Origin of the sequence: Methylophaga sp. UBA3192 (genome assembly GCA_002363955.1) — a bacterium.
GTDB lineage: Bacteria > Pseudomonadota > Gammaproteobacteria > Nitrosococcales > Methylophagaceae > Methylophaga.
The window spans coordinates 161,850-188,292 of the sequence record DEXE01000003.1; the positions used below are offsets into that span (position 1 = coordinate 161,850).

At 45.6% G+C, this 26,443-nt stretch carries 23 protein-coding genes; 12 read left to right on the forward strand and 11 right to left on the reverse strand.

Annotated elements, in window-relative coordinates:
• Positions 1-72 precede the first annotated feature (72 nt).
• Together B2337_RS02315 and B2337_RS02320 are read left to right on the forward strand one after the other, a co-directional pair.
• A complete protein-coding gene (locus tag B2337_RS02315; protein WP_292414489.1) occupies positions 73-1,401 on the forward strand; it encodes an OprO/OprP family phosphate-selective porin in 1,329 nt (442 codons plus the stop codon).
• A 297-nt stretch (positions 1,402-1,698) separates the two neighbouring features.
• Positions 1,699-3,039, forward strand: a complete 1,341-nt coding sequence (locus tag B2337_RS02320; RefSeq protein WP_292414487.1) for an OprO/OprP family phosphate-selective porin — start codon at positions 1,699-1,701, stop codon at positions 3,037-3,039.
• Positions 3,040-3,066: 27 nt separating this feature from the next.
• Here the strand turns inward: B2337_RS02320 and B2337_RS02325 are convergent, their stop codons facing one another.
• The 7 genes from B2337_RS02325 to B2337_RS02355 all read right to left on the reverse strand — a co-directional run bounded on the left by B2337_RS02325 (position 3,067) and on the right by B2337_RS02355 (position 10,920).
• Complete coding sequence (locus B2337_RS02325; protein WP_292414486.1) at positions 3,067-3,867, reverse strand: molybdate ABC transporter substrate-binding protein; 801 nt, start codon at positions 3,865-3,867, stop codon at positions 3,067-3,069.
• Positions 3,868-3,890: 23 nt separating this feature from the next.
• Positions 3,891-5,237 carry a di-heme oxidoredictase family protein gene (locus B2337_RS02330; protein WP_292414485.1) on the reverse strand — a complete coding sequence of 449 codons (1,347 nt, stop codon included), beginning with the start codon at positions 5,235-5,237 and terminating at the stop codon, positions 3,891-3,893.
• Positions 5,234-6,523 carry an ABC transporter substrate-binding protein gene (locus B2337_RS02335; RefSeq protein WP_292414484.1) on the reverse strand — a complete coding sequence of 430 codons (1,290 nt, stop codon included), beginning with the start codon at positions 6,521-6,523 and terminating at the stop codon, positions 5,234-5,236. The genes B2337_RS02330 and B2337_RS02335 overlap by 4 nt, the downstream gene beginning before the upstream one ends.
• Positions 6,523-8,484, reverse strand: a complete 1,962-nt coding sequence (locus B2337_RS02340) for a TonB-dependent receptor plug domain-containing protein (RefSeq protein ID WP_292362065.1) — start codon at positions 8,482-8,484, stop codon at positions 6,523-6,525. The genes B2337_RS02335 and B2337_RS02340 overlap by 1 nt, the downstream gene beginning before the upstream one ends.
• Before the next feature lie 84 nt (positions 8,485-8,568).
• Positions 8,569-9,375 carry a substrate-binding domain-containing protein gene (locus B2337_RS02345; RefSeq protein WP_292414482.1) on the reverse strand — a complete coding sequence of 269 codons (807 nt, stop codon included), beginning with the start codon at positions 9,373-9,375 and terminating at the stop codon, positions 8,569-8,571.
• A 93-nt stretch (positions 9,376-9,468) separates the two neighbouring features.
• Positions 9,469-9,816 carry a winged helix-turn-helix domain-containing protein gene (locus tag B2337_RS02350; protein ID WP_292414481.1) on the reverse strand — a complete coding sequence of 116 codons (348 nt, stop codon included), beginning with the start codon at positions 9,814-9,816 and terminating at the stop codon, positions 9,469-9,471.
• A 39-nt stretch (positions 9,817-9,855) separates the two neighbouring features.
• The gene (locus tag B2337_RS02355; protein ID WP_292362069.1) at positions 9,856-10,920 is read right to left on the reverse strand and encodes a DUF2333 family protein; all 1,065 of its coding nucleotides are present in this window, start codon (positions 10,918-10,920) and stop codon (positions 9,856-9,858) included.
• A gap of 299 nt (positions 10,921-11,219) precedes the next feature.
• Here B2337_RS02355 and B2337_RS02360 point away from each other — a divergent pair, with 299 nt between their 5' ends.
• The 4 genes from B2337_RS02360 to B2337_RS02375 are packed head-to-tail and all read left to right on the forward strand — an operon-like array spanning position 11,220 to position 16,003.
• Positions 11,220-12,170, forward strand: coding sequence for an ABC transporter ATP-binding protein (locus tag B2337_RS02360; protein WP_292362652.1), 951 nt, complete (start codon positions 11,220-11,222; stop codon positions 12,168-12,170).
• Positions 12,170-12,910, forward strand: coding sequence for an ABC transporter permease subunit (locus tag B2337_RS02365; RefSeq protein ID WP_292362070.1), 741 nt, complete (start codon positions 12,170-12,172; stop codon positions 12,908-12,910). Before B2337_RS02360 ends, B2337_RS02365 begins: the two co-directional genes overlap by 1 nt.
• 15 nt (positions 12,911-12,925) lie before the next feature.
• Entirely contained in the window at positions 12,926-14,839 is a 1,914-nt protein-coding gene (locus B2337_RS02370; protein ID WP_292414480.1) for a GldG family protein, read from the forward strand.
• Between the two features lie 54 nt (positions 14,840-14,893).
• On the forward strand, positions 14,894-16,003 hold the full coding sequence (locus tag B2337_RS02375) for a DUF4340 domain-containing protein (RefSeq protein ID WP_292362072.1): 1,110 nt from the start codon (positions 14,894-14,896) through the stop codon (positions 16,001-16,003).
• 66 nt (positions 16,004-16,069) lie between these two features.
• Here the strand turns inward: B2337_RS02375 and B2337_RS02380 are convergent, their stop codons facing one another.
• Positions 16,070-17,017 carry a chemotaxis protein CheV gene (locus B2337_RS02380; RefSeq protein ID WP_292362073.1) on the reverse strand — a complete coding sequence of 316 codons (948 nt, stop codon included), beginning with the start codon at positions 17,015-17,017 and terminating at the stop codon, positions 16,070-16,072.
• 128 nt (positions 17,018-17,145) lie between these two features.
• Here B2337_RS02380 and flgA point away from each other — a divergent pair, with 128 nt between their 5' ends.
• From flgA to B2337_RS02395, 3 genes are all read left to right on the forward strand, one after another.
• Positions 17,146-17,850 (forward strand): flagellar basal body P-ring formation chaperone FlgA, encoded by a 705-nt coding sequence (gene flgA / locus B2337_RS02385; protein ID WP_292362074.1) that lies wholly within the window; start codon positions 17,146-17,148, stop codon positions 17,848-17,850.
• Between the two features lie 89 nt (positions 17,851-17,939).
• Complete coding sequence (gene flgM, locus B2337_RS02390) at positions 17,940-18,254, forward strand: flagellar biosynthesis anti-sigma factor FlgM (protein WP_292414478.1); 315 nt, start codon at positions 17,940-17,942, stop codon at positions 18,252-18,254.
• Positions 18,255-18,271: 17 nt separating this feature from the next.
• Positions 18,272-18,760, forward strand: coding sequence for a flagella synthesis protein FlgN (locus B2337_RS02395; RefSeq protein WP_292362076.1), 489 nt, complete (start codon positions 18,272-18,274; stop codon positions 18,758-18,760).
• Positions 18,761-18,762: 2 nt separating this feature from the next.
• Here B2337_RS02395 and hemH read toward each other — a convergent pair whose 3' ends face one another.
• Positions 18,763-19,776: a ferrochelatase gene (hemH, locus tag B2337_RS02400; protein ID WP_292414477.1), complete on the reverse strand. Its 1,014-nt coding sequence runs from the start codon at positions 19,774-19,776 to the stop codon at positions 18,763-18,765.
• Positions 19,777-19,784: 8 nt separating this feature from the next.
• Positions 19,785-20,699, reverse strand: a complete 915-nt coding sequence (locus B2337_RS02405) for a TIGR01777 family oxidoreductase (RefSeq protein WP_292414476.1) — start codon at positions 20,697-20,699, stop codon at positions 19,785-19,787.
• A gap of 111 nt (positions 20,700-20,810) precedes the next feature.
• Here B2337_RS02405 and B2337_RS02410 point away from each other — a divergent pair, with 111 nt between their 5' ends.
• From B2337_RS02410 to B2337_RS02420, 3 genes are all read left to right on the forward strand, one after another.
• On the forward strand, positions 20,811-21,755 hold the full coding sequence (locus B2337_RS02410; protein ID WP_292362079.1) for a YbgA family protein: 945 nt from the start codon (positions 20,811-20,813) through the stop codon (positions 21,753-21,755).
• Positions 21,756-21,928: 173 nt separating this feature from the next.
• Positions 21,929-22,918, forward strand: a complete 990-nt coding sequence (locus tag B2337_RS02415) for a histone deacetylase family protein (protein WP_292414475.1) — start codon at positions 21,929-21,931, stop codon at positions 22,916-22,918.
• A gap of 106 nt (positions 22,919-23,024) precedes the next feature.
• Positions 23,025-23,921, forward strand: coding sequence for a crotonase/enoyl-CoA hydratase family protein (locus B2337_RS02420; RefSeq protein WP_292363966.1), 897 nt, complete (start codon positions 23,025-23,027; stop codon positions 23,919-23,921).
• Here the strand turns inward: B2337_RS02420 and B2337_RS02425 are convergent.
• Entirely contained in the window at positions 23,918-26,413 is a 2,496-nt protein-coding gene (locus B2337_RS02425) for an ATP-binding protein (protein WP_292414474.1), read from the reverse strand. The two genes, B2337_RS02420 and B2337_RS02425, sit on opposite strands and share 4 nt — an antisense overlap.
• Positions 26,414-26,443: the final 30 nt, after the last annotated feature.

Here is a 26,443-nt window from a genome sequence, read left to right on the forward strand (position 1 = left end):
CGTATAGGAATTTTTCCTATGTTCGAGAGGGTATAACCTCCCGATCAGTTCAACTTAATGCTGAGTTCATTTATGCCTCATTTGATTTTAAAACTGGTTTTCGCCGTGTTTCTCGCTTTGCCTATGGTCAGCCAAGCCTCAGAATTACGCCTATTGATCAATATGTTGCATGAAAATGGCATGGTTAGCGAAGAACAATATGGTCGTTTGTTAGCAGAGCTGGAACAGAACCAACAGAAATCAGCAAAAGAAAAACAGGAAATAGTCGAAAAACTTGAATTAGCCACGCAGCCGCCGGAAGTGGAAGTCACTACTAAAGGTGGCCTGCGTGTCAGAACGACCGATGGTGAGTTTGAGACCCGTTTACGTGGCCGTTTGATGATCGATGCGGCCGATTACAAGGGCGATCCGGAAATGGGTGATGGCACCAATATCCGCCGTGCCAGACTGGCCTGGACCGGACGTATGTATCGGGATTGGGGTTTTCAACTTGATTATGATTTTGCCGACGGCGGCAAACTGCGTGATTCCTTTGTGTCCTATCTGGGCTTTGAAGATACCCGCTTACGTATGGGCCTGATGGAAATCCCGTTTCAGTTGCAATACCGTAGCAGCTCCAGTAACTCGCAATTGATAGAACGTAGTTTACTGGGCGCTTTTGGTGGTGATCGTTATATCGGTGTCATGGCCGATACCAAAAAACAGCACTGGACTGCTGCCGCCGGTCTGTTTGGTGAAACCGCGACCCGGCAGAATCCGATTGTGGATGAAGGCTGGGGTGTCGGAGCCCGCTTTACGGTTGCACCGATTAATAACGAAAAAGATAAATTACTGCATTTTGGAATCGCCAGCATGTACCGCAATGTTGAAGATGTTGGTGTCATCGAGTTCAGTGATGAACCAGAAGCCAGAGTTGCCGGCAATAATATTGTTGATACCGGTGAGATTTTTAATACGGATAGTTTTACCCGTTACGGCGCAGAGTGGGCGATGATAAATGGTCGGTTGTCGGCGCAATCTGAATATGTATTAACCACCGTTGAACGTAGCAGTGCTGACGATTTGAAATTCAGCGGCTGGCATTTCCAAACCGGCTTCTTCCTGACCGATGACTCATTAAATTACCAGCGTGGCGATTTTGGCAGCCCTTCGCCTAATAAGCGTTTAGGCGATGGTGGTATCGGCGCGTGGGAATTAACCTTGCGTTACAGCAGCCTGGATCTGAATGACAAACTGATTGATGGGGGGGAAATTCAGAACATCACGTATGGGGTGAATTGGTATCCGGTACCGATGCTGAGGTTTTCAGCCAACTATATTGATGTACTGAACGTCAGCGGGGGACCCAATGATGGTCAGGAACAACGTATCTTTCTGGTGCGAAGTCAGTGGGCTTTTTAGACAAATATTACAATTGCTTAAGGCGCTTCAATAACGAATGTCACTGCTCACGTTACCTATATTTTTAAGTGAAACGAATTGTGGTGTCAATAACATAAAATCAAAGCGGATTCTCACTAAAATTAGTTAATATATTCATTAAAAACAATGGATTAATTTATTATAGGTATTTATTAAGTAGTCCATCACAATTATTAAAAATAAATCTGTTTTTAATAAAAAAATAATTAAGAAGATCCCGGAATGTGACGATAATATTACAGAATTTTTATCGTATCCATTTTGAGGGACTTTAACATGCTATCTAAAAAACACCTGTTGGCGGCCGCCATAGGTTTATCTCTGAGTTTTTCCACCCAGGCCTCCGAGCTGGAAACACTGATTAATATGCTGCACGAAAACGGCATGGTGACCGATGAACAATACGGTCGGTTAATGGATGAATTGGCAGAAAACAAAAAAACCAATGAACAACAACAAGCCGAGCTTGATGAAAAGCTGGCTGAAGCGACCAAACCTTCTGATGTAGAAATATCCACAAATGGCGGGTTAACACTGAAAACCCGCGATGGCCAGTTTTCAACCAAAGTCGGTGGCCGTGTTCAGGTTGATGCTGCTACTTATGGCGGTTCGCCGGATATGGGGGATGGAACCGATATCCGGCGTGCCCGGTTATATCTCTCAGGTACTTTATATCGTGACTGGGGATATAAACTCGAATATGAATTTGATAATGACAGTATTACGGATGCGTTCATTAGTTATAACGGGTTTGAAAACTATCAAATCATGGTCGGTAATTTTAAAGATCCGTTCAGTCTGGATTATATGATTAGTGCCAATAACACCATGTTTATGGAACGTGCTTTACCCACAGCCTTTAATGCCGGACGGCATATCGGCGTGATGGGCGCTCGTAATAGTCAGTATTGGACATTGGCAGCGGGTGTGTTTGGTGACACGGTTAGTAATACCGGCGGTGATGAAGATGAAGGTTGGGGGTGGAGCACGCGTGGAACTCTTTCACCGATTAACGAACCAGGCAAATTGCTGCATTTTGGGTTGGGTTTAAATTACCGTGATTTGCAGCCAAAAAATGAAAGCCTGCGTTTTAGTCAAGCTGCAGAATCGGGTGTTTCTGGTGTGCGTATTGTTGATACTTCACCAAACGAGATTGCACAGTTAACCGATGTTGATACCATGCTGAAAACAGGTCTGGAACTCGCCACGGTAATGGGGCCTTTTACTGCCCAGGCAGAATATATCCGCGTCTCAGTGGATCGCGACAATATCAGTGATGCCGACTTTGATGGCTGGTATGTGCAGAGCAGTTATTTCCTTACCGGAGAATCCCGACCTTATAAAAACGGCGTATTTGGTGGCATTAAACCTAATCGTCGCCTGGGTGATGGTGGCATCGGTGCCTGGGAAGTGGCCATGCGATACAGCTCACTGGATTTGAATGATGGAGCGATTAATGGCGGCGAAGCCGATTCAATGACGCTGGGTCTGAACTGGTATCCGGTGCCGATGTTACGTTTCTCAGCGAATTACGTGCATGTACTGGATATTGATGGCGGTCTTTATGATGGTGATGAACCCAATGTATTCCAGGTTCGCAGTCAGTGGGCTTTCTAAAATATTGATTTAATCCTCAATAACGTATTACTTCGCAGTAAAGCCATGGTGATGTAATCTGCTCTGTCCTTCGGGACTGAGCAGATACATCGCCAGTTTTTGGGTTGCAGCCGATGCACCATGACGGATAATCAGTCCATATTCCGCGCCGACTGAAAGGTTTTCTGGCAGTTGGATTATCTGCAGCTCAGGCAGCTCTTGTTGGGCCAATACCGCATTGGTGCAATAAGTCAGAAATACATCCACGTTGTTTTGTTGCATTACCCAGGCATATTGATTTTGGTTTTCCGGAGCTTTGGGGCTGTCTGGTCCGCCAGTCAGTTGCTGGGCTTTGTTGCTCAGTAACTTTAAACTACCCGAATAAATCTGTTCGGCTTTATGAAACATTTCCCAGGCATAGTCACCACTGGGATCGTAGTTGGGTGTGGAAGTCCCTAACCGGATATTTTTATCGAGCAGCGTTTCCAAAAAATTGTTGGTGGTCAGTTCAATTTCAGGTTGAGCCAAGGCGCACAGTTGATTCCGGGTCACTAGCGTTACTGTTTCTCCCCAGCCTTGAGCGGCGAGAGTTTGTGGATGTGACATATTGGCCGAGACAAAGATATCAACATTTTCCCCAGTTTCAATGGCTTCTCTTAAGATCCCACTCGGTCCGAACTGACTGGTAATCGCAATACCATGCTGTTGTCTGTACGCCGTCAATACTTCGCCGAGAGCAGTTTTCAGGCTACCTGCGGCATATAGCGTTATGCCCTCAGCCCTTGCCGTATTGAGTGGTGCAATCATCATTATCACCCAGAATATTCGCAACATTGTTTGAGTGGTCATGTGTGTTTTCATCATCTTTTTTTCTACAAAGCGTTGAGAAATTGCAGTAAAGCATCACGATCCGTTTTAGGCATAGTGATCACCGCATCTCGACTCTTTTGAGCTTCACCGCCATGCCAGAGAATAGCTTCCAGCAAGGTTGTGGCCCGACCATCATGTAAATATCCGACCTTGTCACCGACCTTTTCTGCAAGCCCGATTCCCCATAATGGTGACGTTCGCCACTCCGATCCTCTGGCGCCATTATCAGGACGATGATCGGACAGTTCTTCCCCCATATCATGCAAAAGAAAATCGCTATAAGGTGCTATAAGTCGATTGGCAAATGCTGCAGGTTTGGCTGTTGAAGACGTTTTGATCTGTGGACGATGACAGGCTGTACAACCTGCCTCGTCAAATACTGCTCGACCCCGAATTACTTCAGGTTCAGATTGATCCCGTGGCGCCGGCACGGCCAGAAACTGTAAGTAAAAACTCACCGCTTGTAATTGTTCTGCTGTGAGCTCCGGCTCACCCCCCGAAACAGCTTGCTGGCATTCAGTTTGAACGCTACTGCAGTTTTCTTCAGGAAATAATGCTGATGTGAGACCTAAATCCGCCTGAAACGCACTGGCAATTTGTTCATCTAAAGTCGCAATATTGGCTTTATAGCCAAACCGTCCGACATGCCGGGTTTGTCTTGCTTCATCGATTATCCAATTTACTCGTCCGGAAATGCCATCCGCATTTTTATCATCAGGATCCTGCCAGCTGAGAATTTCCTGTTTATCAATCATCTCAATCAGTCCCATTCCCACTAAAGCCGGGCCAATCCGTGCTGATGTCAGTACCTCACCAAACTCACCATAGCCAGGATTGACCAGCTGAATCGATGGTTTCCGTAAAGTGAGCGTTTCACCCTCACTGAGTGTGATGGTGGAATATTCATAATGAACTTCGGCTCTGCCCTCTGCGGGCACACCGGGGACAGCAAATTCCTGTAATTGCCCACCGTAAACCGGGTGTGGTTCGCTATGAAAAGGATTCTCGCCCGGAATACTAAGTCGGACCAGCATCGAACGCATTTTTTCTGTCGGACCATCGGGCGCCCGGCCACGACCATTTCCGGCATGACAGGCTAAGCAGGAAATGCTGTTATACAGTGGTCCCAGGCCATCAATTTCTTCATCATTTGATGGGGCAATCACCCACATCTGATTAAACAGACTGCGACCAGCGGCAAATTGTCCGAGTTGCTGATCACTATTCAAAAATGGCATCGGCATGGATAATGCGCGGCGACTTAGCTCAGTGGTTTCCAGTAAATCCTCGGCATACACACTTTCTGACAAAACTACGCCCATATAGATAAGGGCTATCAGACGGATCATGGTTTGGAGGTTAATTGCGCCAGCATAGTGAGGGCTTTGTCATATTGCCTTTCAAATGACTGGGCAAGCTCGGATTTAAATGCCTCACAGTTTTGCTGTTTTTTGTCATCATCATGACGTTGGGCACAGTCTTGCAATATCACGTTATCCATTGCCGGTTCTTCTACTGGCCACTGCTGCAATACGGTTTTTATTTCAGCTAATGCTGCCCGCTGATCAGCATCCGCGTTTTGTTGCAACTGATGCCATTGCTGCCAGGCCTGTTTTAACTTGTCATGCTGCAGGGTAATCGCCGCATCAAATACCACGGCGTTGAACTCACGTCGTTGCAATCCTGTTTGATAATCATATTGATGGCGGATATTGCCGGCAAATGGGTTCTGCATTTTTGGCGCCTGGCTGTAAACGCTGGGGCGAACCGGTAATTTGCGTAAATCGGGGTGCAGTAATAACGATTGCCCTGGCTCGGAGACAATAAAGTCAACAAAGGTATTCGCTGCTTCGGGCTGAGTGGCGGCAGATAAAATGCCAATGTGAGCCGGATTAAAAGCCGTTTGTTTCGGGTAGATAAACTTGCCATTGGCCCCATTGGCAATACTGGAGGCGGCAAAAAAATCCATGGTAAAAGCGACTTTGGCCTGACCTGCTAAAACCGCTTCGGTGGTGAACATGCCACCACGCCCCATTAAATGGCTATTGGCGGCAATCTGCTGCCATTGATTCCAGCCGCTTTGCCAGCCTTCAGCCTGTAATAGCTGATCGATAAGCATATTGGCAAAACTGACTTCGGATGGAATCGGTAACGCGATATTGTCCTGCCACTCAGCTTCCAGCAGATCCTGCCACTGATCGGGAACGGCCAGTCCGGTCTGTTTCAGTTTTTCTGGTTCAAAGAATACGCCGTATCCGGCGACTTCCGTTGCAATGAAATAATCTTCTGGATCCGATATCGCTGTTTCACCCAGCAATATTGGCAAACCTTCACGGTTTATTTTGAGCTGCGCTAATTTCCCATGCGCTTTCAAGCTCAAAAATGTTCTGACCGAAGGCATCCAAATCACATCTACATTTTCAGATTCCTCTTGCAGCAGCACTGACAGGGCATCATGCGGTCTGCGCCACAGAATATTCAGTTCGATATCGGGGTGAGCCTCTTCAAACGCCTGCTGCATCACCATGACCACGGGTTGTGGGTAGCTGGTCATCACATTCAGTGTGACGGCTTTTGCCGCTCCGGAGAAGATCAGCAAACCGGTCAGCGCGAAAAAAAGCAGATTTTTCAGCATTAGAATTGATAACTCAGATTAGCGTAATAAGTGCGGCCTGCTTCCGGGAAGCCTTCCTGATAGCCGTAATTTTTATCAAACAGGTTTTCAATGCCCATTCTGGCAGTCACACCCTTATCAAAAGCATAACTGGCGCGAAGACCGGCAATGGTGAAGGCATCGGCTCGACGTTCACCATCGGTCGTGGTGTCACGTTCGCTTTCATATTGGCTGGTGGCCGATACACTGAATGGTTGGGTAATATGCCAGGTGGCGTAGACAAACACCTTATGACGGGGCACGTCTGTCAGCTTGAGATCGGAGCTTTTATTTTCCCGATCAAGATAGCTGTAATGACCACCAAACTCCCAATCGCCAAGCCAGAAATCACTGCTGAGTTCCAAGCCTTTGGCAGTCACTTCGCCAACATTTTGAAACTGGAACAGGTCAGGGGTAATGCTGACTTCCTGAATCAGATCCTTGATATCACTATAAAATACAGCCGCCTCAAATCGTGCGGTGGTGCCCACTTTATGTACCCAGCCAGTTTCAATGGTTCGTGATTGCTCCGCATCAAGTCCGGGGTTAGGCAGGGCAGAGCCAAACCGATAGGAATAGCGATCTTTAATAGTAGGGAAGCGGGATTTTTTTGACAGGGTCAGGCGGGCTTCATTACGATCATCAATGTCGATAAAGTATCCAATCTGCGGGTTCCATGAGTTGGCATCATTAGTCTCAAAAGGCTGTCCTGTTGCTACATCATCTGCCTGATCACTGCGGCGTCTGTCATAGCTTGCTCCAGCCACCAGATATTGTCTTTCGGTCAGACGAATAGTGTCTTCAATAGCTAAAGAGGTTGTTTTGTCCTGAAAGGTTCTGACTGGTTCGCCTAGATCGTTTTCTGTATGTTCATCAAACTTATAGTGGGCTGCCAGTTTGACATCATGCCGGCCCAGCGTTTTGCCAAATTCAACACTGGCACCGTAGGTTTCATCATCGTAAAAACTGTCAAAGGCATAAGGGCGATTTTGCGTGGTGTAAGTGTCATCATCGAAACTGGAAAGCAGATTATCAAAGCTGTCGTAATACAGACGCGTCTTGATATAGCTATCATCCCCGATCGCTGTATTACTGATGAAATAAACACTTTCTTTATCCCAATAAGGCCATTGCCAGTAACGGACACGGACATCGGGATTATCACCGGCATAGGGAGGCGTATTTTTTTCACCGTCCTGTTTGACATAGCCGATGGCGTATTCATCAGTTGAGTTGGGTGTTAATCCCAGCTTGATATTGAGCTTGGTATCTTTGCGATCGGCATTATTACGCAAACCAGCGCCCTGGGCTTCAGTGGAATTAAAATCATCTGACAGCGAAAAACTGTCTTGCTGACGATAGCTGGCACCCAGCTGGGCATACCACAGGCCTTGATTACTGCCGAGATTCAGCCAGGTACGTTTGCCATCACTGCCACTTCGATCACCCACGTTATAACCGGCTCCGATTTCCCCTTCGAGTTTTTCGGTGGGTTTGCGACTTACTAAGTTGATGGCACCGCCAAGTGTATTAGGGCCATATAAAACAGAGCTGAAGCTTTTTGAAACATTGATCTCTGCTAAATCAAATGTCGTAAAGCGGCCTAAATCTACATAACCATCGTATGGAATATAAACCGGAATACCATCAACAAATACCGGAACCTGACGCAAATCAAATCCACGGACAAACACCATCTGTTCACTTCTCGGGCCGATATTATTGGCGGTGACACCCGGCAGTCTATCCAGCGCTTCAGTGACTGTCTCACGATTTTCATCACGCATGGTCTGGGCATCAATAGTTGCTGATCCCAGTGCTGGAAGCGGTTGCACAGCATTGACTTCAATGCGACCCAAGTCAAAGCTTGAATCAGCTGAGGCGATAGCGCTGCATGCCAGAGATAGCGAAATAACGCCGAGGTTTAGTTTAAATGGGGTCATTTTTATATCCGTTTATATTTCTCAATGTATTTTTGTATATATATCGATAGCTAACGTTAAGCTTCAGAATTTCAATATTTACTTTTATTTATTGGGTGGTGTGGCGGTAAAAAACAGCTGCTGATTATTTACTGTGAAAGTATCAATAATCTGTTTGCCTTTTTCGCTGGTCATAAAATCCATGTACTGTTGCGCCATAGTTGATTGCACATGGGCATGTTTTTCCGGGTTTACCGCCATAATGTGATACGGATTGGACAGCATTGATCCGCCTTCAAACAACAGCTTCAATTGCATTTTCTCCTGATACGCAATCTGAGTACCACGATCGGTTAATGCATAGCCTGACATTTCGTCAGCGATTTTCAACACAGCGCCCATGCCCTGGCCAGCTTGCACATACCAGCTGCCAGATGGGCTGATATTGGCGGCTTGCCAGAGTTGAAGTTCTTTTTTATGCGTACCGGAATCATCGCCACGGGAAACAAAGCGACTGCCGGATTCGGCAATTTTTTGCATTACTTCAGTGATGTTTTTAGCAGACGCAATGTCAGCGGGATCGTCGGCCGGGCCCACTACAACAAAGTCGTTATACATAACGTAGCGACGATCAATGAAATAACCTTCTTCGACATATTCAAGTTCGGCTTGCGGGGCATGCACCAGGGCAACATCGACATCACCATTTGCTCCCAGCTTCAGGGCTTGACCAGTGCCAACAGCGATCACAGCTACTTTGATATCGGTTGATTTAGTAAAGGCTTTATTTAGCACGCCTAACAGACCGGTATTGTCTGTACTGGTGGTGGTTGATAATTTCAGTAAAGAGTCGGCGTAAAGCGGAGAGGTCAGAAACAAACTGAGTATCAATACAATCGAAAAACGTTTCATGTTAATGCTCGATAATGTCTGGAAAAAATTCAATGTATTTCATCATACATATCGAGGGCTGTAAACGAAATATTTCAGCGTATATACCGGATATTATTTTTTGATTTGATTGGATAAAGTAAGCATTTCGTCTTCAATAGCCTGTTCAGCACAAAGCTGGGCTAGCCGATATTGCGTTAATACCTGTTTACCCAGTTCGGTTACTTCCGCTCCGCCGCCATGGCTGCCACCTTTAGCGGTGGTTACTATAGGCTGAACAAAACTCTCATTCATGGTGTTGACGAGATCCCATGCGCGTTTATATGACATATTCATCGCGCGGCCGGCAGCCGAGATAGAACCATTCTGGATAATGGCTTCCAGTAAATCAGCTTTGCCCGGGCCTAACGCGATCTTGTCATTGAGGTGAAGCCGGATTTTGACCGAAGTTTTAAAACTCATCTGTTGCTGAACCTGTTTGAATACCGCGATATTCTGATTTTACCCCTGTTCAAGCAATCGACGCAGATCAATCATAGCGGCATTGGCCCGAGAGACATAAGAAGCCATGACTAATGAGTGATTGGCAAACAGACCAAAACCGCTGCCGTTGAGAATAATTGGACTCCATACGGTGGCTTGGGTGGCTTCCAGTTCACGAATAATTTGCCGTAAGCTGATAAGTGCATTTTTTTTCTGTAATACATCGGTAAAGTCATGTTCTGCTGCTTTAAGCAGATGAATCATCGCCCAGATAGAGCCACGTGCTTCGTAAAACACATCATCAATTTCAAGCCAGGGTGTTTTTGTTATTTTTTCATTTTGGGTAACCGTCGATTGGTGGGCACTGGGGTCACCGGCTAAGTCAGTATTAATACGCGCCTGTCCCACACTGGCACTGAGACGCTGAGACAGACTGCCTAAACGTTTTTCAGCGATACCAAGCCATGCGGCAAGGTTATCTGCCCGGGCATAAAACTGCGCTTCATCACGTTGCTCGTCAGCGAGCCGGGCCAAATAACTTTCAAGCGCTTTAATACCGTCACGATATTCACTTTCAGTCGGGGGGAATAACCAGGAGTCTGAATTAAAATTAAATTGTGGTTCGGCAATGATTAAGTCTTTATCTTCTGCAGATTGTGACTGGGAGCGGCTGATGTCGTTGCGTAGCGCGCGCGAATAGTCGCGAATCTGGACCAGAACGCCGAACTCCCAATTAGGCATATTGTCCATCCATACCGATGGTGGCATGACGTCATTGGTTAAATACCCACCAGGCTTGTCCAATAAGGTGTTGGCTAATGTAATCAGTGTGGCAGTGGAGGTGTAACCGGTCACCAGATCATGCTGTTTTTCAGCGGCTATTTCGACTGCATTTTGTTTGGGGTCAAAAGCACTCGGAGCTGAACTCCACCAAATCATGATCACGATGAATAAAAACACAATGATGGCGATTGCCACGAATAAGGCTTTGGATATTTGTCGGCGGCTGTCAGGATCGCGGAAAGAATCAATAAAATTCCACCACCGCTGACGAGTGCGCTGAATAAAAGTATTTGCGGCCATAAAACATCCATAAGAATTAATTGTCAGATTTCACCTTAGCGTATTTTTAACGGCAATAAAATGTAAAGATCCTGTTGGACAGGCATCGCATGTTTCGCCCGGCTGGATGAAAAAATTTTCTACAGCGGGGCTGGCGATGTATGGTCAACGGGCGCTGACGCCTTTCGGGAGCGGTTTCCCATAATTATGCAGGATAATTTCCTGAAAAGTTTACTTTAATAAGCTTGACGTAATAGTGAATGGGGCTGAATAATGCCCGGTTTGAAAATGCTTTTGATGAAGCGGGGGACGCTTTAAAAATGACACTCAGAGTTGAGATTGAAGATCTGGCCAAACATTTTGGCGAGATTCGAGCTGTAGATGGGGTAACCTTCTCAGTCAGTAAAGGCGAAGTACTTGGTTTTCTCGGACCGAATGGGGCCGGTAAATCCACCACAATGAAAATGATAACGGGTTTTCTGGCACCCACTCGCGGTACGGTCAGAGTCTGTGGTTATGATGTTCTGGCAGATCCTATTTCGGTCAAGGCGAACCTGGGCTATTTACCCGAAGGTGCGCCAGCCTATGCGGATATGACGCCAGACAGTTTCCTTAAATTTATTGCGGATATTCGCGGCCTGTCCGGTGCGGATAAAAAACGTGCTGTAGCATCTGCTGCTGAACGTGCCAGGGTCCTTAATGTGATGTATCAACCGATTGAAACCTTATCCAAAGGTTATAAACGTCGGGTCGGTCTGGCACAGGCCATATTGCATAACCCGCCGGTATTGATCATGGATGAACCGACCGATGGTCTGGATCCGAATCAGAAACATGAAGTGCGTACCCTGATTAACGAAATGGCAGAAGACAAAGCGATTATCATCTCCACGCATATTCTTGAAGAAGTGAATGCCCTGTGTACCCGTAATGTGGTGATTGCCAGTGGTAAAGTCGTGTTTGATGGCACGCCTGCCGAACTGGAAGCCAAATCACGTTATAACAATGCGGTGGTATTAACAGTCAATACAATCGATAACACACAATTACTGCAGTATGTATCGGCACTGGATTTTGTAGCTGATACCGAAACGCTGACAACTGGTAACGGTATCCGGGTATTTCCAAAGAACAATGCGCATATCACCATTGCCTTATCGGAAAAAATTCGTGAACAAGGTTGGGAAATTGTATCGCTGTACGCTGAAAGCGGACGTCTTGATGAAGTTTTCCGGAGCATCACTTTGCCTAGTACTGCAGGAGTCAAATGATGAATATGCTGAATATATGGTTCATCATGAAACGTGAGTTCGGTGGTTATTTTGCCACGCCCGTTGCTTACGTTTTTATTATTATCTTTTTGTTATTGGCGGGTTTCTCGACTTTTTATGTGGGTAATTTCTTTGCCCGTGGCGAAGCCGACCTCTATCCATTCTTTTCTTTACATCCCTGGTTATACATTCTGTTAATCCCGGCCATCTCGATGCGCTTATGGGCCGAAGAACGTAAAAGTGGATCGATTGAACTGTTAATGACATTGCCGGTGTCGGTCTTTGAAGCGGTGCTTGGCAAATTCTTTGCCGCCTGGGCATTTACCGGGCTGGCATTAATTCTGAATTTCCCGTTATGGATTACCGTGAATTATCTGGGTAATCCCGATAACGGTGTCATCTTTACTGGTTTTGTTGGCAGCTTTCTGATGGCCGGTGGGTTTCTGGCGATTGGTTCGTGCGTCTCAGCGGTGACTAAAAACCAGGTTATCGCTTTTGTTCTCAGCCTGATTGTCAGTTTGATATTTGTACTTGCGGGTTACGGTATTGTGCTGGATTTCTTCAGCAGCTGGGCGCCACAGCCTTTGGTAGATGCCATCAGTTCATTTAGTTTTCTGACCCACTTTGATGCCATTTCCAAAGGGGTAATTGATTTACGTGACATTTTGTATTTTGCAGCGCTTATCGCTATCTGGTTGTTTGCCAACGCCTTGATAGTGAATGCACGTAAAGCCGATTAGGAGCACGAGTCAGTAATGAATAAACAACTATTATCTTCAACCGGTTTGGTTCTGGCCGTCATACTATTTATTGCGTTTATTATCGTGGTAAATGGTAATTTCAAATCAGCCCGGGTCGATTTAACCGAAGACAAACTGTATACCCTTTCAGAAGGTTCTTTGAACATTTTGTCATCGTTACAGGAACCCATCACACTGCGTTTTTATTATTCTGAGCAAGTTGCTCAGGCGTTGCCTTCGCTAAAAGCCTATGCCCAAAGGGTTCAAGAGTTGCTGATGGAGTATCAGCGTGCATCCGGTGGCATGATACAGGTCAAAATCATTGACCCTAAACCGTTCTCCGACCATGAGCAGCGAGCTAAACAATACGGTTTGCAATCGATTCCAATTGAAGGTGAAACCGATCCGTTATTTTTTGGGGTAGCGGGCACAAATATTCTTGATGGTCTGGAACGGATCCGCTTCTTTCAACCGGAAATGGAAGATGTGTTGGAATACGATTTGACCCGGATGATTTATCAATTGTCAGACGTTGAACGTAAAAATGTCGCGGTGATGAGCTCGTTGCCAATTGATGGAGAAGGTTACGATCCGTTGAAAGGTCAGTTGGATACTGAGGGTGGTGCGAAACCATGGGCGGTGATGGGTAAACTACGTGAAATGTTTAATGTTTCTGTGCTGCCCGAAGATATTCGCCGTATTCCATCATCAGTTGATTTATTGATGGTGGTGCATCCGAAAGAATTACCCCAACAAACGTTATATGCCATTGATCAATATGTGTTGCGTGGTGGCAAATTAATTACCTTCGTTGATCCGTTTGCGGAGGTCGATGTTCCGGAAAGAGACCCTGAAAATCCGATGGCTGCAATGGTTGCAAATCGAAGCTCAAATATGCCAGAGCTGTTAAGTAATTGGGGTGTGGAACGTCATGCTTCAGATGTAGTGGCCGATCGTAAAACGGCTCGACAGGTCGATTTTGGTGCTCGCAGTAATAATCAACCGATTGAATATGTGTTGTGGAATGCGCTCAGCGAAGAGAACATGAATCAAGAGCAACGCATTACTTCTAAATTACGCAAGATCAACGTGGCAACAGCAGGTCACTTTATCACGTTGGATGATGCGACAACTAAAGTCACGCCGTTATTGAGTTCCAGCAATGAAGCGATGCTGGTGGATAAGCGAGTGGTGCAATTTCGTAATGATCCGGTCGCGCTGCTCACTAAATATGAGAGTGGCACTATCAGCTATCCATTAGCGGTGCGTATTACTGGCCAATCTGATTCAGCCTTTCCGGAAGGTGCGAAAAGTGATGGCGGTACCATGGTGAAAATGCCTGACCATATCGACCAGGCAGTAGATGGGATTGATGTTATTGCTATTGCTGATGTCGATCTATTGGATGACCGTTTCTGGGTCATCATGCAGGATTTTTATGGTCGGGATTTAGCCTTTAACACTTCCAATAATATCGACTTTGTGCATAACGCTATTGAAGAATTGACTGGCTCGGAAGGGCTTATCAGTGTCCGCTCCCGTACCGGTTTTACCCGTCCATTCGTTCGGGTTGAAGCCTTGCAGCGTGAAGCCGAAAGACTTTACCGGGCCAAAGAGCGTGAGCTGGAAAATAAATTACAGCAAACCCGTCAGCGTATTGCTCGTATGCAGGTGGATCGTTCTGCCACTGGCGAACAAATAACGACACCGGAGCAGCAGAAAGAAATTGCTGAATTCAGAGCAATTGCCGACCGTACCGAATTAGAATTGCGGGCGGTAAAAGGTAACCTGCGTAAAGATATCGATCAGTTGGAAGCATTGGTCAAGTTTATCAATATTGGTTTGATACCCATCATTGTGGCGATACTGGCACTGATTACCGGATGGTTGAGGGTGCGTAAGCGTTCACGTGGCCGTTTCCAATCGTAAATTCTGCATCCGTCATACGACGGATGTATCAAATTGAATAGACAGGTTTTACAGATGCTGAAAAAACTAAATAGCCTTTCCATACTCACTATCATCACTGCAGTGATGGTCGTTTGGATGTTGATAACCATTTATAAAGCAGAGGATACCAGCGATGATTTTTCATTGCTGTTTCCAGAATTGTTTGAACAGCTCAGCGATGTGAATAAAATCACTTTCCACAGCGAAAGAGATGAATTTACGCTGACTCGACAAGGAAAAGGTTGGTTTATAAAGGATTATCATAATTACCCGGCTGATCAGGCTTTGGTCAGAAGAATGCTGGTGGATATGGCCGATGCCCGTATTCTTGAGCAGAAAACCGATGATCCTGATTTGTATCCGGTATTGGGGGTTGAAGGCGCTGAAAATGACGGCAGTTCTTTTGTCATTAATTTATACAACGATGAGCAGGAAATTGTTGGTTTGATTCTGGGGCAACCCCGCGATTTGAGTTCTGAATCGGCCGGTCCGCAACAATTTTATGTCCGCCGTGACGGAGATGAACGCAGCTATCTGGCTGAAGGTTACTTTCAATTCAGTCCGATGATGTTGAACTGGATTGATGGACAGATCGTCGATATTGCACGTGAGCGGATTGCCAGAGTAGATATTATTCAGCCAAATGGTGACACTGCTACTTTGGTTAACCTGGGCCAGAAAGATAAATTTGGTACACCGGAGAGTCGTGAAAACACTGTCTTCAGATATGAGCAGCTTGGTTACGATATTGCCGGTTCGCTGTACCAGATGCGTCTGGAAGATGTTCAGCCGGCCAGTGATTTTTCCCGAGGTAATGCTGAAGTCGTTCGGGCAGAGTTTTTAAGCTACGATGGTTTAAAAGTGATCGCCGAGACTTCCTTTAATGACGGATTTTACTTCTCTACTTTCCGCGCGGAGTATGCACCTGACGAGGTTCCTGAGGTACCGGAAGCCATTGCCAGTCTGGAACAATTAAAAACTCCTGAACAAGTACAGGCAGAGGTCGCTGAAATTAATGAGAAAGCAGAACCTTGGGTATATCGTCTGGGTGGCTTTGTTGGTAACAATCTTATGCGCGCCAAAGCCGATATGGTGACCGAGCGGGATCAGGTTATTCCTATGCCGGGTGGATTTGGCCCTTAAATAAATTAAGGGACAGATTGATATAAAAAAGCCCCGGAAGGGGCTTTTTTGTGCCTGCTCAGCCTTTTATTCCGCTTCAGCTTTATCCCGCCATTCTTCCAACAATTCCTGCACGGTAATGGCCAGATCATCCGGGGCAAACTTGGCAATAAATTTATCTGCACCGACTTTCTCAACCAAAGCATTGTTAAAAGTGCCGCTCATTGAAGTATGCAGCAGAATACGGATATGTTTCAGACTTGGATCCTGGCGGATAGCCGTCGTCAGGGTATAACCATCCATCTCCGGCATTTCAATATCGGAAATCAACATGGCAATATGTTTACCGACATCAATGCCTTCTGCAGCCCATTCTTTCAATTGATCTAACGCTTGTTTGCCATCATTAACAATCGTACAGCTGACACCAATCTGTTCCAAGGTACGACGAATCTGATTACGGGCAACACTGGAATCATCCGCCACCAGAATATGATGTTTGTGTTCAGCATTTGCCTGGGCGAAACGCGTAACCAAATCAGCTGAAACCGTATCATCGATTCCCAGCACTTCCGACATGACTTTTTCCACATCAATAATCTGGATCAACTCATTATCTATTTTGGTTACTGCAGTCATGTAGTGTGCTGAACCCGATGCACTAGGTGGTGGCAATATGTCTTTCCAGCTGATATTGACGATTCGATCGACTTGACTGACCAAAAAACCCTGAACATTACGGTTATATTCGGTAATGATGACAAAGTTTTCCTGAGGATTCACTACAGGACGTTTACCAATTCCCTGAGATAAGTCAAAGATGCTGATGGTTTTATCCCGGATGCGTGCCGCTCCACGGACGACGGGGTGGGAATGAGGCATTTGAGTAAGAGGCGGGCAGGCAATAGCCTCGCGCACTTTAAACACATTAATGCCATAACGTTGTGAGCCACCCAACTTAAATAATAAAAGTTCCAACCGGTTCTGACCGGCAAGTTGTGTGCGTTGGTCAATACCGTCAATCATGCTTGCCATAAAAATTCTCCTGATTACTACAAGAGTATAACGGCAGTAATGTTGATTTCTGAACCGTAAATATCGGAATGAAAGTTGCAAGCTTTGAATGTGAGTTTATTTACCGTGCTTATTGCCGGGGGAAATCGATGTATAAATTTTTAAGCAACATCAGTTTAGCGTTATGTGTCAATTTATTGACATTTTCCGTGCATGCCGACAATTTACAATCCCTGGCGGATGTAGAGCATACCGCGTTCATCTATACTCTGGCTCAGGCTCAAACACGATTTAATAATCCACAAGTCAGTGTGACACCGTTAGATAGCCGGTTGCGTTTGCAGCATTGTGAGGGGGGGCTTGAGGCTTTCAGTAATCGGGATATAACCGCTGCCGGTAACGTGACCGTTGGTGTGCGCTGCCACCAGCCTGTTGCCTGGACGGTGTATTTACCTTTGCAAATTAAGGTGATGCAACCCATGGTGGTTATTGCCCGGCCTGTTTCTGCCAACCATGTATTGACGGAACAGGATCTGCGTATTGAACAACGGGATATTGGCAATTTACGGCAGGGTTATATGGCAAATATTGCCGCTGTCGTTGGACAGCAAGCCAAATATTCATTGGGTATGGGGACCGTTATTCAAAAAAACCACTTGCGACCACTGAACGTGGTGAAGCGTGGAGAGTCGATTGTACTGGTAGCCAGTGCGGGAACTATGGAGGTCCGTATGCAGGGAACCGCTATGGCAGATGCCGGTATAGGTGATCGTGTTCGTGTCAGAAACTTGTCTTCCGATCGAGTGGTGGAAGGAGTGGTCGATTCTCCGGGTGTGGTACGGGTTACAATGTAAAACAAAAAAACATAGATCGAATCACATTTTATTCAAGTTTATTTATTTCGATCCGCTAACAGTTACAGAACCAATATGGAGACATTTTTATGTCGGATATTAACAATATAAAACCACCCATACAGGGCGGTGGACTCAACTCGACGCGTAACGTCAATGTTGAAGATAAACGTAATGATACGGCCACTGGTCAGGTTAAATCAGCTAGCGACTCAGCTCTGGATAAGATTAGCCTGACGGCGACAGCAACCCAGTTGCAATCCTTGCAACAGGAAATTGCCGCTTTACCTGCTGTTGATGAACAGAAAGTGGCTGCTTTACGTGCCGCTATTGAAGATGGAAGTTATCAGGTTGATAACCAAAAGTTGGCACGAAACATGATTGATTTTGAAGGCAACCTATAAACTGAGGAACCTTCATCATGGCTATGTCACCCGGACAGCAATTACGCAGTGTTTTACAGTCTGAACTGAATGTTGCCACACAATTAGCCGAATTATTGGTAGCAGAGCGTGAAGCTCTCGCCTTATCTGACATTGAGACCATCAACAGCATCAATAACAAAAAACAGCCTTTGATTATGAAGCTGGAACAACATAGCCGTCAGCGTGATGCGCTGTTGATGTCATCTGGTTTTCCCGCAGGCAAACAAGGTCTGGAAGCGTTCATTGATAATCAAAGTGAAGAAGAAGCGGTTGCACTTACTCAATTGATAAAAAACTTAAAAGCTGTTGCCATAAATTGCCGGCAACGAAACCAGGTCAATGGCGGCATTGTCAGCATCAATCGGCAGTATCTGCAACGCGCTATATCGGTTCTTCGCGGACGAGACCCTGAGTCCAGCGCTTATGGTCCGGGTGGCGAATATACCAGTGCCGTTGTTCGCCAACCTCTGATAGGACGTGTCTAAGTTCAAGACGCCTCGCACCATTGTGCTAATAGATTTACCCATACAGGATCATCATTCAGGCATGGGATTAACGTCAATGAGCGGCCACCGGCTTCAATAAATACTTCTTCGGCTCGAATCTCGATCTCTTCCAGGGTTTCCAGGCAGTCTGTAACAAATGCCGGGCAAATGACCAACACATTTTTAGTGCCATTTTGTGCCAATTCAATCAAGCGATCTTCGGTATTGGGACCAAGCCATTTGGCTCTTCCCAATCGTGACTGAAACGCGACAGAATAGTTATCCGGGTTGAGCTGTGCTTTTTTGGCAAATGCAGCGGTGGTAGCCATTACTTGGTGCCGATAACAGGTAGCATGTGCCGCATGTGGCTGCGTACAGCAATCTGGTTGTTTTAAACAATGCTGACCACTGGGATCCCGTTTAAGGATGTGCGATTCCGGAAGACCATGGTAACTGAATAGCAAATGGTCATAGTCTTCCATTAAGTAGGGACGAGTCTGTTCAACCAGCGCGTTGATATAACCCTCTTCACGGTAAAAGGGCGATTTGACCGTTAAAGTAATATCCAGTTGATGTTCGTCAATCACCTGTTTGGCCATCTCAATACAGGTTGTTACTGTGCTGTCGGCAAAATGCGGATACAGCGGAATAAATAACACTTCTTTGATACCTTCAATCCCGGCCAGTTTTAACAGACCCGATTCAATACTGGGATTGCCATAGCGCATGGCTAATTCTACCGGCATATCGACCTGTTGTTGTACAGCTGTATGAAGTTTTTCAGATAAGGCTATCAGCGGTGACCCTGCTTCTGTCCAGACACTTTGATAAGCCTCAGCAGAGGCCTTGGGACGACTTGGTAAGACAAACAAGCTCACGATTAAACGTCGCATCAGCCAGGGTAACTGGATCACATACGGGTCCATCAAAAACTGATTCAGATAACGTCTGACTGAGGGAACATCAGGCTGATCCGGAGAGCCGAGATTAACTAATAGAACTGCACGTTGTGTCATGATAATTATTATTTTGAGTTAGAAGTGAGAACAACATCGCTTAGCGCGCTATGGATGTCAGTATAGAGAAATTCAAAGCGCTCAGCTTGTGCTTTTTCAGGAATGGCTCTTTGTCCACCGAGCAGTAAACCAGCCATCTCACCCATGGAAAGCTTGAGCGCACAAGCCGGAACCCGGAAGAAAGCAGGACGGTTCAGTGTTTCTGCCAGAGCTTCACTGAATTGTTGATTGGTTACCGGACGGGGAGCGGTGCCGTTAAAAACACCTGTAAGCCTTGGGTTTTCAGCCAGAAACAGAAAAAGCCGACAGATATCATCGATATGAATCCAGGGCATATATTGCTGACCATCGCTTATTGGGCCACCCAACCCCATTTTGAAAGGCAAGAGCATTTTGCTCAGAAAACCACCATCAGGTGCGACAACTAAGCCTGTGCGTACGATTGCGACGCGCATTCCCAGAGATTCTGCAGTTAAAGCTGCGTTTTCCCATTGTTCACATAATTCATGACTGAAGTCGGGTTTAAAACTGCTTTTCTCAGTCAGTACTGTATCACCCTGGTTGCCATACCAGCCTACTGCAGAACCACTGATGAAACTGTTGGGCAGACTGGAACGTTTTGACAGTTGCTGAATTAAATCCTGTGTATAAGTGACACGGCTGTCGAGAAGTTTTTGTTTACGTGTCTCGGTCCAGCGTTTATCCACAATCGGTGCACCAGCCAGATTAATCACAACATCAATAGTAGTCTCAGCGGGGAAAGCGTCAACTGATTCAGCACAGTACACCTGGGAACCAAGAATTTTTCGGGCTCGCTGGCAATTACGGCTTAACGCAAAAACGGTTTCGCCATTGTTTAAAAGTCGTTGACACAGCGCTTGGCCGATGAGTCCTGTCGCACCGGTTATTAAATAAGCCGCCATGATAAATTCCTCTTATTAATTATGATTATTGCTTGTATAGAGTCATAACAGCTGGCAAAGTTTACTAACATTAAGGATAAAACCATTTATTAACGGTTTAACGAGTATTTGATGCGGATAAAAGTCGGAATCAGCAGCTGTTTATTAGGAGAATCCGTGCGTTTTGATGGCGGACATAAACATCTGCGCCTCTGCACTGAGAGTTTGTCACGTTTCTTTGAGTTTGTGCCTGAGTGTCCTGAGGTCGGTATTGGGATGGGCATACCCCGAAAGCCAATCCGTCTGATTGGGGATGTAGAATCACCACAGGCTGTTGCTGTCCATGATGACCGTTTGAACTATACCGATAAGTTAACCGCCTTTGGGGAACAAAAAGCGCGGGAGCACAGTGATTTATGCGGCTATATTTTTATGAAGAACTCTCCCAGCTGTGGTCTTTTTCGGGTTAAGGTGTATCAGGAAAATGGTTGTCCAGCCCCTGAACCGGGAAGAGGTCTGTATGCTGATGCTTTAAAAAAAGCGCATCCATTGATGCCGATGGAAGAGTCAGGCAGATTGAATGACCCTTTGTTACGTGAGAATTTTATTACCCGCGTTTTTGCCTATCATGACTGGCAGAAACTGGTTGATAGTGGGTTAACCCACCACAAACTGATTCAATTTCATACCCGTTATAAATACACCTTAATGGCCCATTCACCCAAGGACTATGGCGAGCTGGGCCGGATGCTGGCAGATGCCGGAAAACATGACATAGACACGTTAGCAAAAAGTTATTTTTCTGAGTTAATGACCGTTTTATCGAGAATTGCGTCAAGGAAAACACATACTAATGTTTTAATGCATATTCAGGGGTATTTGAAGCAAAAGCTTTCCAGATCAGAAAAACAGGAACTGGCTGACATTATCAATCGTTATCGCACAGCGGAATTACCGCTGATTGTGCCGATTACATTGTTGAAGCACCACTTTAGTAATCACCCGGACCCCTATATAGCCGAACAGGCATATCTGCAACCCTATCCCGATGCGTTAAGCCTGAGGAATGCGATATAGATTGCAGAATTTTACAGAACCATGAATCACCTCACGAGGGCCAGGTCTCAAGATAAGCATTGAGGCATGACTGGAAAATGATCTTTTGAAGTCAGTCATATTGTGGGTGTATGGTGAAGTGTATGATTTATAAAAATGGCTGAAAGATGGCCAGCCAGTTCTGGAAACCAGATATGCAACGCAGAGATGTATTAAAGTTAGGGGTATTAGGAGCCATCAGTACCAAAACCCCGGCCGCAAGCCCAACGGCGTTAACTGGTCTGGTTATCGATCCCCGGTTCGCCGATTATCATATAATGCCTCAGCATCCTGAGTCCCCGGCAAGATATGACCGGCTGATGGATGAGCTGGAAGTCAGTGAATTGCTGTCAAACGTGACGTTGTTAAAACCCAAAGGCAATATTGATTCAGAATTACTCCTGATTCACTCAGCAACCCACATAGCGTCAATAAAGCGTCACGACTCAAAAGCACATCAGGCCGCTATGCTGGCAACGGGGGGCGTACTGGTTGCTGTTGATGCTGTCTGTAAAGGGTTACTGGATAATGTTTTTTGTGCCTCAAGACCCCCTGGACATCATGCAACCAATACCGGAAAAGAAGAGGGTTTCTGTTATTACAACCATGTCGCAATTGCCGCCCGATATGCTCAGAAACGCTATAAATTAAAGCGAATTTTAATTGTCGACTGGGATTATCATCATGGCAATGGTACTGAATGGGCTTTTTATCATGATCCTTCGGTCCTGTTTTTCTCAACGCATGATGCAGAGGCATATCCCGGTACAGGTTCTCCGGAAAAAACAGGTGGCGGCACCGGAAAAGGTTTTAATATAAATGTGCATTTGCCGTGTGGGGCCGGAGATGCAGAAATTGTTGCTGCGTTTGAAGAAAAACTTGTTCCAGCTGTGGCAAAATTCAAACCGGATTTAATCCTGATCTCAGCAGGCTTTGACAGCCGCGAGGATGACTTGCTGGGATGTTATAAAGTCACCGATCATGGTTTTATTAAACTGACACAAATTATGCTGCGATTAGCCAAACAGCATTGTGATGGCAGGCTTGTTTCGGTACTTGAAGGAGGTTATAACCTGACCGGTAATGCCAAAGCCAGTGTGGCTCATTTGAAAGCTTTGATGCAGATAGTCTCTTCCACTAACTAAAATTTGTGATTAACGGCACACTTCGTGCTAATCCTTAATTGAACCCATTTTAGTGACAGATTTCAGTCACTTGATGATTGGCAGCCCAAGCCCTTTTAAGGAGAAAATGATGAACGCTGTTGTGAAACTCAGAGACGAGAATGACGCTGGTCTTGACCAGAAACAGGGAAAGCAATATCAACATCTGAACACTTATTATGACCCAACCTATAAAATCGGCTGGTTTATGATGGATGCTGCTCCCCGCCCATGTTTTACCCCGACCCTGCTAAATGAATTATCAGATTATCTGGCAAATGTAAAAGCTGAGATGCAACAAACCAATCAGGAAAAATATGATTATCTGGTGGTTGGTTCCAGTGTTGACGGAGTATTTAATCTGGGCGGTGATTTAAATCTGTTTACTTCACTGATTGAAAAAAATGACCGTGATGCCTTGCTGGCTTATGCCATTCATTGTGTGGATATCCTTTACGACAATATGTTCCACTTTAATTGTGATCTGACTACGGTCAGTCTGATTCAGGGAGATGCCCTGGGTGGTGGTTTTGAAGCCGCCCTGTCGAGCAATATTATAATTGCCGAGCGAGGGGTCAAATTAGGTTTACCGGAAGTGTTGTTTAATCTGTTTCCGGGTATGGGAGCTTACACATTATTATCCCGTAAAGTGGGTGCTGCCAATGCGGAGAAAATGATTCTGTCCGGAGCGCTTTATACTGCTGAAGAGCTTTATGAAATGGGTGCAATCGATATTCTGGCCGAAAAAGGTGAAGGCGAACTGGCTCTGTACAAATATATTAAAGCGGCTAAAAAATCGCCAAACAGTTATAAAGCCATGTCCCGTATTAAAGATCTATGTAATACCGTGAGCTATGAAGAGCTGGTCGCGATTGCCAATGTCTGGGCTGATGCAGCATTAAACCTGACCAGCAAGGATATCCGGATGATGACGCGGCTGGTCAATCGGCAAACAGCTAAGTCAACCAGCGAAGCACAGAATTAATGATCAGCTTTTTGTGAGTGCCCTTGATCTTTAAGGGCGGTCTCCAATTCGCTCAGGGTTTGATAAAAAGCGTGTTCCAGCTTTTCGGTAAGGCGTAATACCTGAACAGAGCCGATATCAAAGGGTTTGTAGGATTCTCCCTGACGGCAAAGCTCTGCAACAGTATTTGCCCCTAATTCGGATGATGAGCCTTTCAATGCATGTAAACTTTCGCGGTAGGTCAGATAATCATCGTGCGCCGCTTGACGAATCAACTGCAGATGTTTTGTCGCATCTTCTTTATAACCATCAAATAAAAGCTGTAAAAAGGCTTCTCCTCCACCTAACTTAGCTAACTCAATTAACACCTGTGGATCACACCATTTTTGCGACGATAGCGAGGATTGATGAGCCGGTTTGCGGGTTTTAATCTGCTCCTGATTATTAAGTGCCAGGCGGGCAATGGATTCCAGCAATGAGCGGGAATCAATCGGTTTGGTCAGAAACTCATTGGCCCCGGCTTCCAGGCAGCGCTGTTTTGCCTGAGGCGTGGCATCTGCGGTTAATATGATAATCGGTATATCGTGACCGGTATCCATATAACGCATGGCACGGATAACCTCGGGTCCACTATAGTCCGGCATGTTCATGTCCAGAATCAGCATTTCAATACTGTCAATTTGTTGACTCAGAATATCCAGCGCCTGTTCACCACTACTTGCAAGTAATACCGTGTGTCCTGCATGAGACAGTATGCCCTGTAGAACCTGCTGGTTAACCAGATTATCTTCGGCGATCAGAATATTTAAGGATTTAGCATAAGACTGAGCCGCATAATGCTCTGCCAGTGTGATGACTTTTTCATCCTGGATGGCATGATTGCTTTGGGCTGCGTGAATGGCGTTGAATAAAACCGGTTTTTCCTTAACATCATGCACAATGCAAATGAAATGATGGCGCAATCTGGGATCCCGCTTGCTGGCATCTGATGGGTTCAACAAAATCAGTGCGGTATTGGCTAACAAGGGCTCGCCATGAATCATATTGGCAAACTGGATTGGATCTATTTCATGCATGCAATCCTGATCCAGCATAACGGTTTGATACGGTATTTGATTTTCAGCCGCGCGAATCAAAGCTGAAAAAGCTTTGGCAGTACTGTCGACATGTTGGTAGTTCACCGACCACCCTTCAATAATGGGTTTCAGTAGGTCGTGCAGTGAATCGGTGCTTAAAATCAGCATAGGGCTCTCAGATAAAGTTAATTCATTTGTTTCATTGGCGGTGAAAGGCAATTCAAACCAGAACAGCGTACCTTCTCCCAGTTCACTGGATACGCCAATCTCACCTCCCATCAATTCAACCAGTTCTTTGGCGATAGTTGTGCCTAAACCGGTTCCCCCCTTGTTCAGTGTATCAGGTGAAATCTGCGTAAAATCATCAAAGATATGTTGCAGCGCTTCCTGTGGAATTCCAATCCCGGTATCACTCACTTCAAAGCGGATCCACAGATTCTGATTCGATTTACGTTTTATTTCATGTACTGAAAGTTTAACGGCGCCGTTATCAGTAAATTTAATACTGTTACCAATAAGATTGATAAGAACCTGTCGCAGATGCTGTAAATCGCCGTTTATGGAAAAGGGCAGAGCAGGATCGATATAGCAATTTATATGTAATCCTTTACCGTTCGCCATCGGCTTTTGCATGGCAATGATGCTGTTTAATAACTGGTGTAAATCGAAAGCCTTATCGCTGATTAATATCTTGCCTGCTTCGATTTTGGCGATATCCAACACATTTTCAATCAGACTGAGCAAAGTATGTGCTGAGGTCTTCATGATTTTAACAAAATCATGCTGTTGCTTACTGAGTTGCGTCTCTGCCATTAAATCTGCAATACCGATCACACCATTTAATGGCGTTCGCAGTTCATGCGACATATTCGCCAGAAAGCGGCTTTTAGCTTCATTAGCCTGTTTTGATAAGGCGATCGCGACATGAAGTTTTTTGATCAGAAAAGCGGAATACAATGGAATAATCAGCAATAAAAATAAAAGACTGAACCCAAAGGGTTCATGCTGTGGATGCAACCAGTACTCGCCGTTCAGAATGGCAATAGTAAAGCCGATCATTCCAACGACCAGTGAGATATACAGGTAATTCACCCCGAAGCGAAAGCCGTTGCCAAGAATGACCCAGAGATACAAAACAAACAAAAATACACTTTGTTCACCGGCAATCAGCATAACGATGGAGAGTGCAGTGAGATCCAGCAAAATGCCACAAACCCTTCTAATCGGTGAAGGTTTGGGGTTGAGAAACAATGCTACCGCAATGACTACTGCCAGCGAGTAGTAAGCCAGTGTAATTAAACTGGGTAAACTGACGAGGTTTTCAAGAAAGGTTTTCTCAACGCCCCATGGCACACAAAAATAAAGTAATAATGCAATACCCAGCGTCAGACGGATTTTTATTGCCTGTTCGGGCTCTGTATCCCCTGTTTTCGGCATGTTGGCCGCCAGTCGTGACAGCCAGTTTCC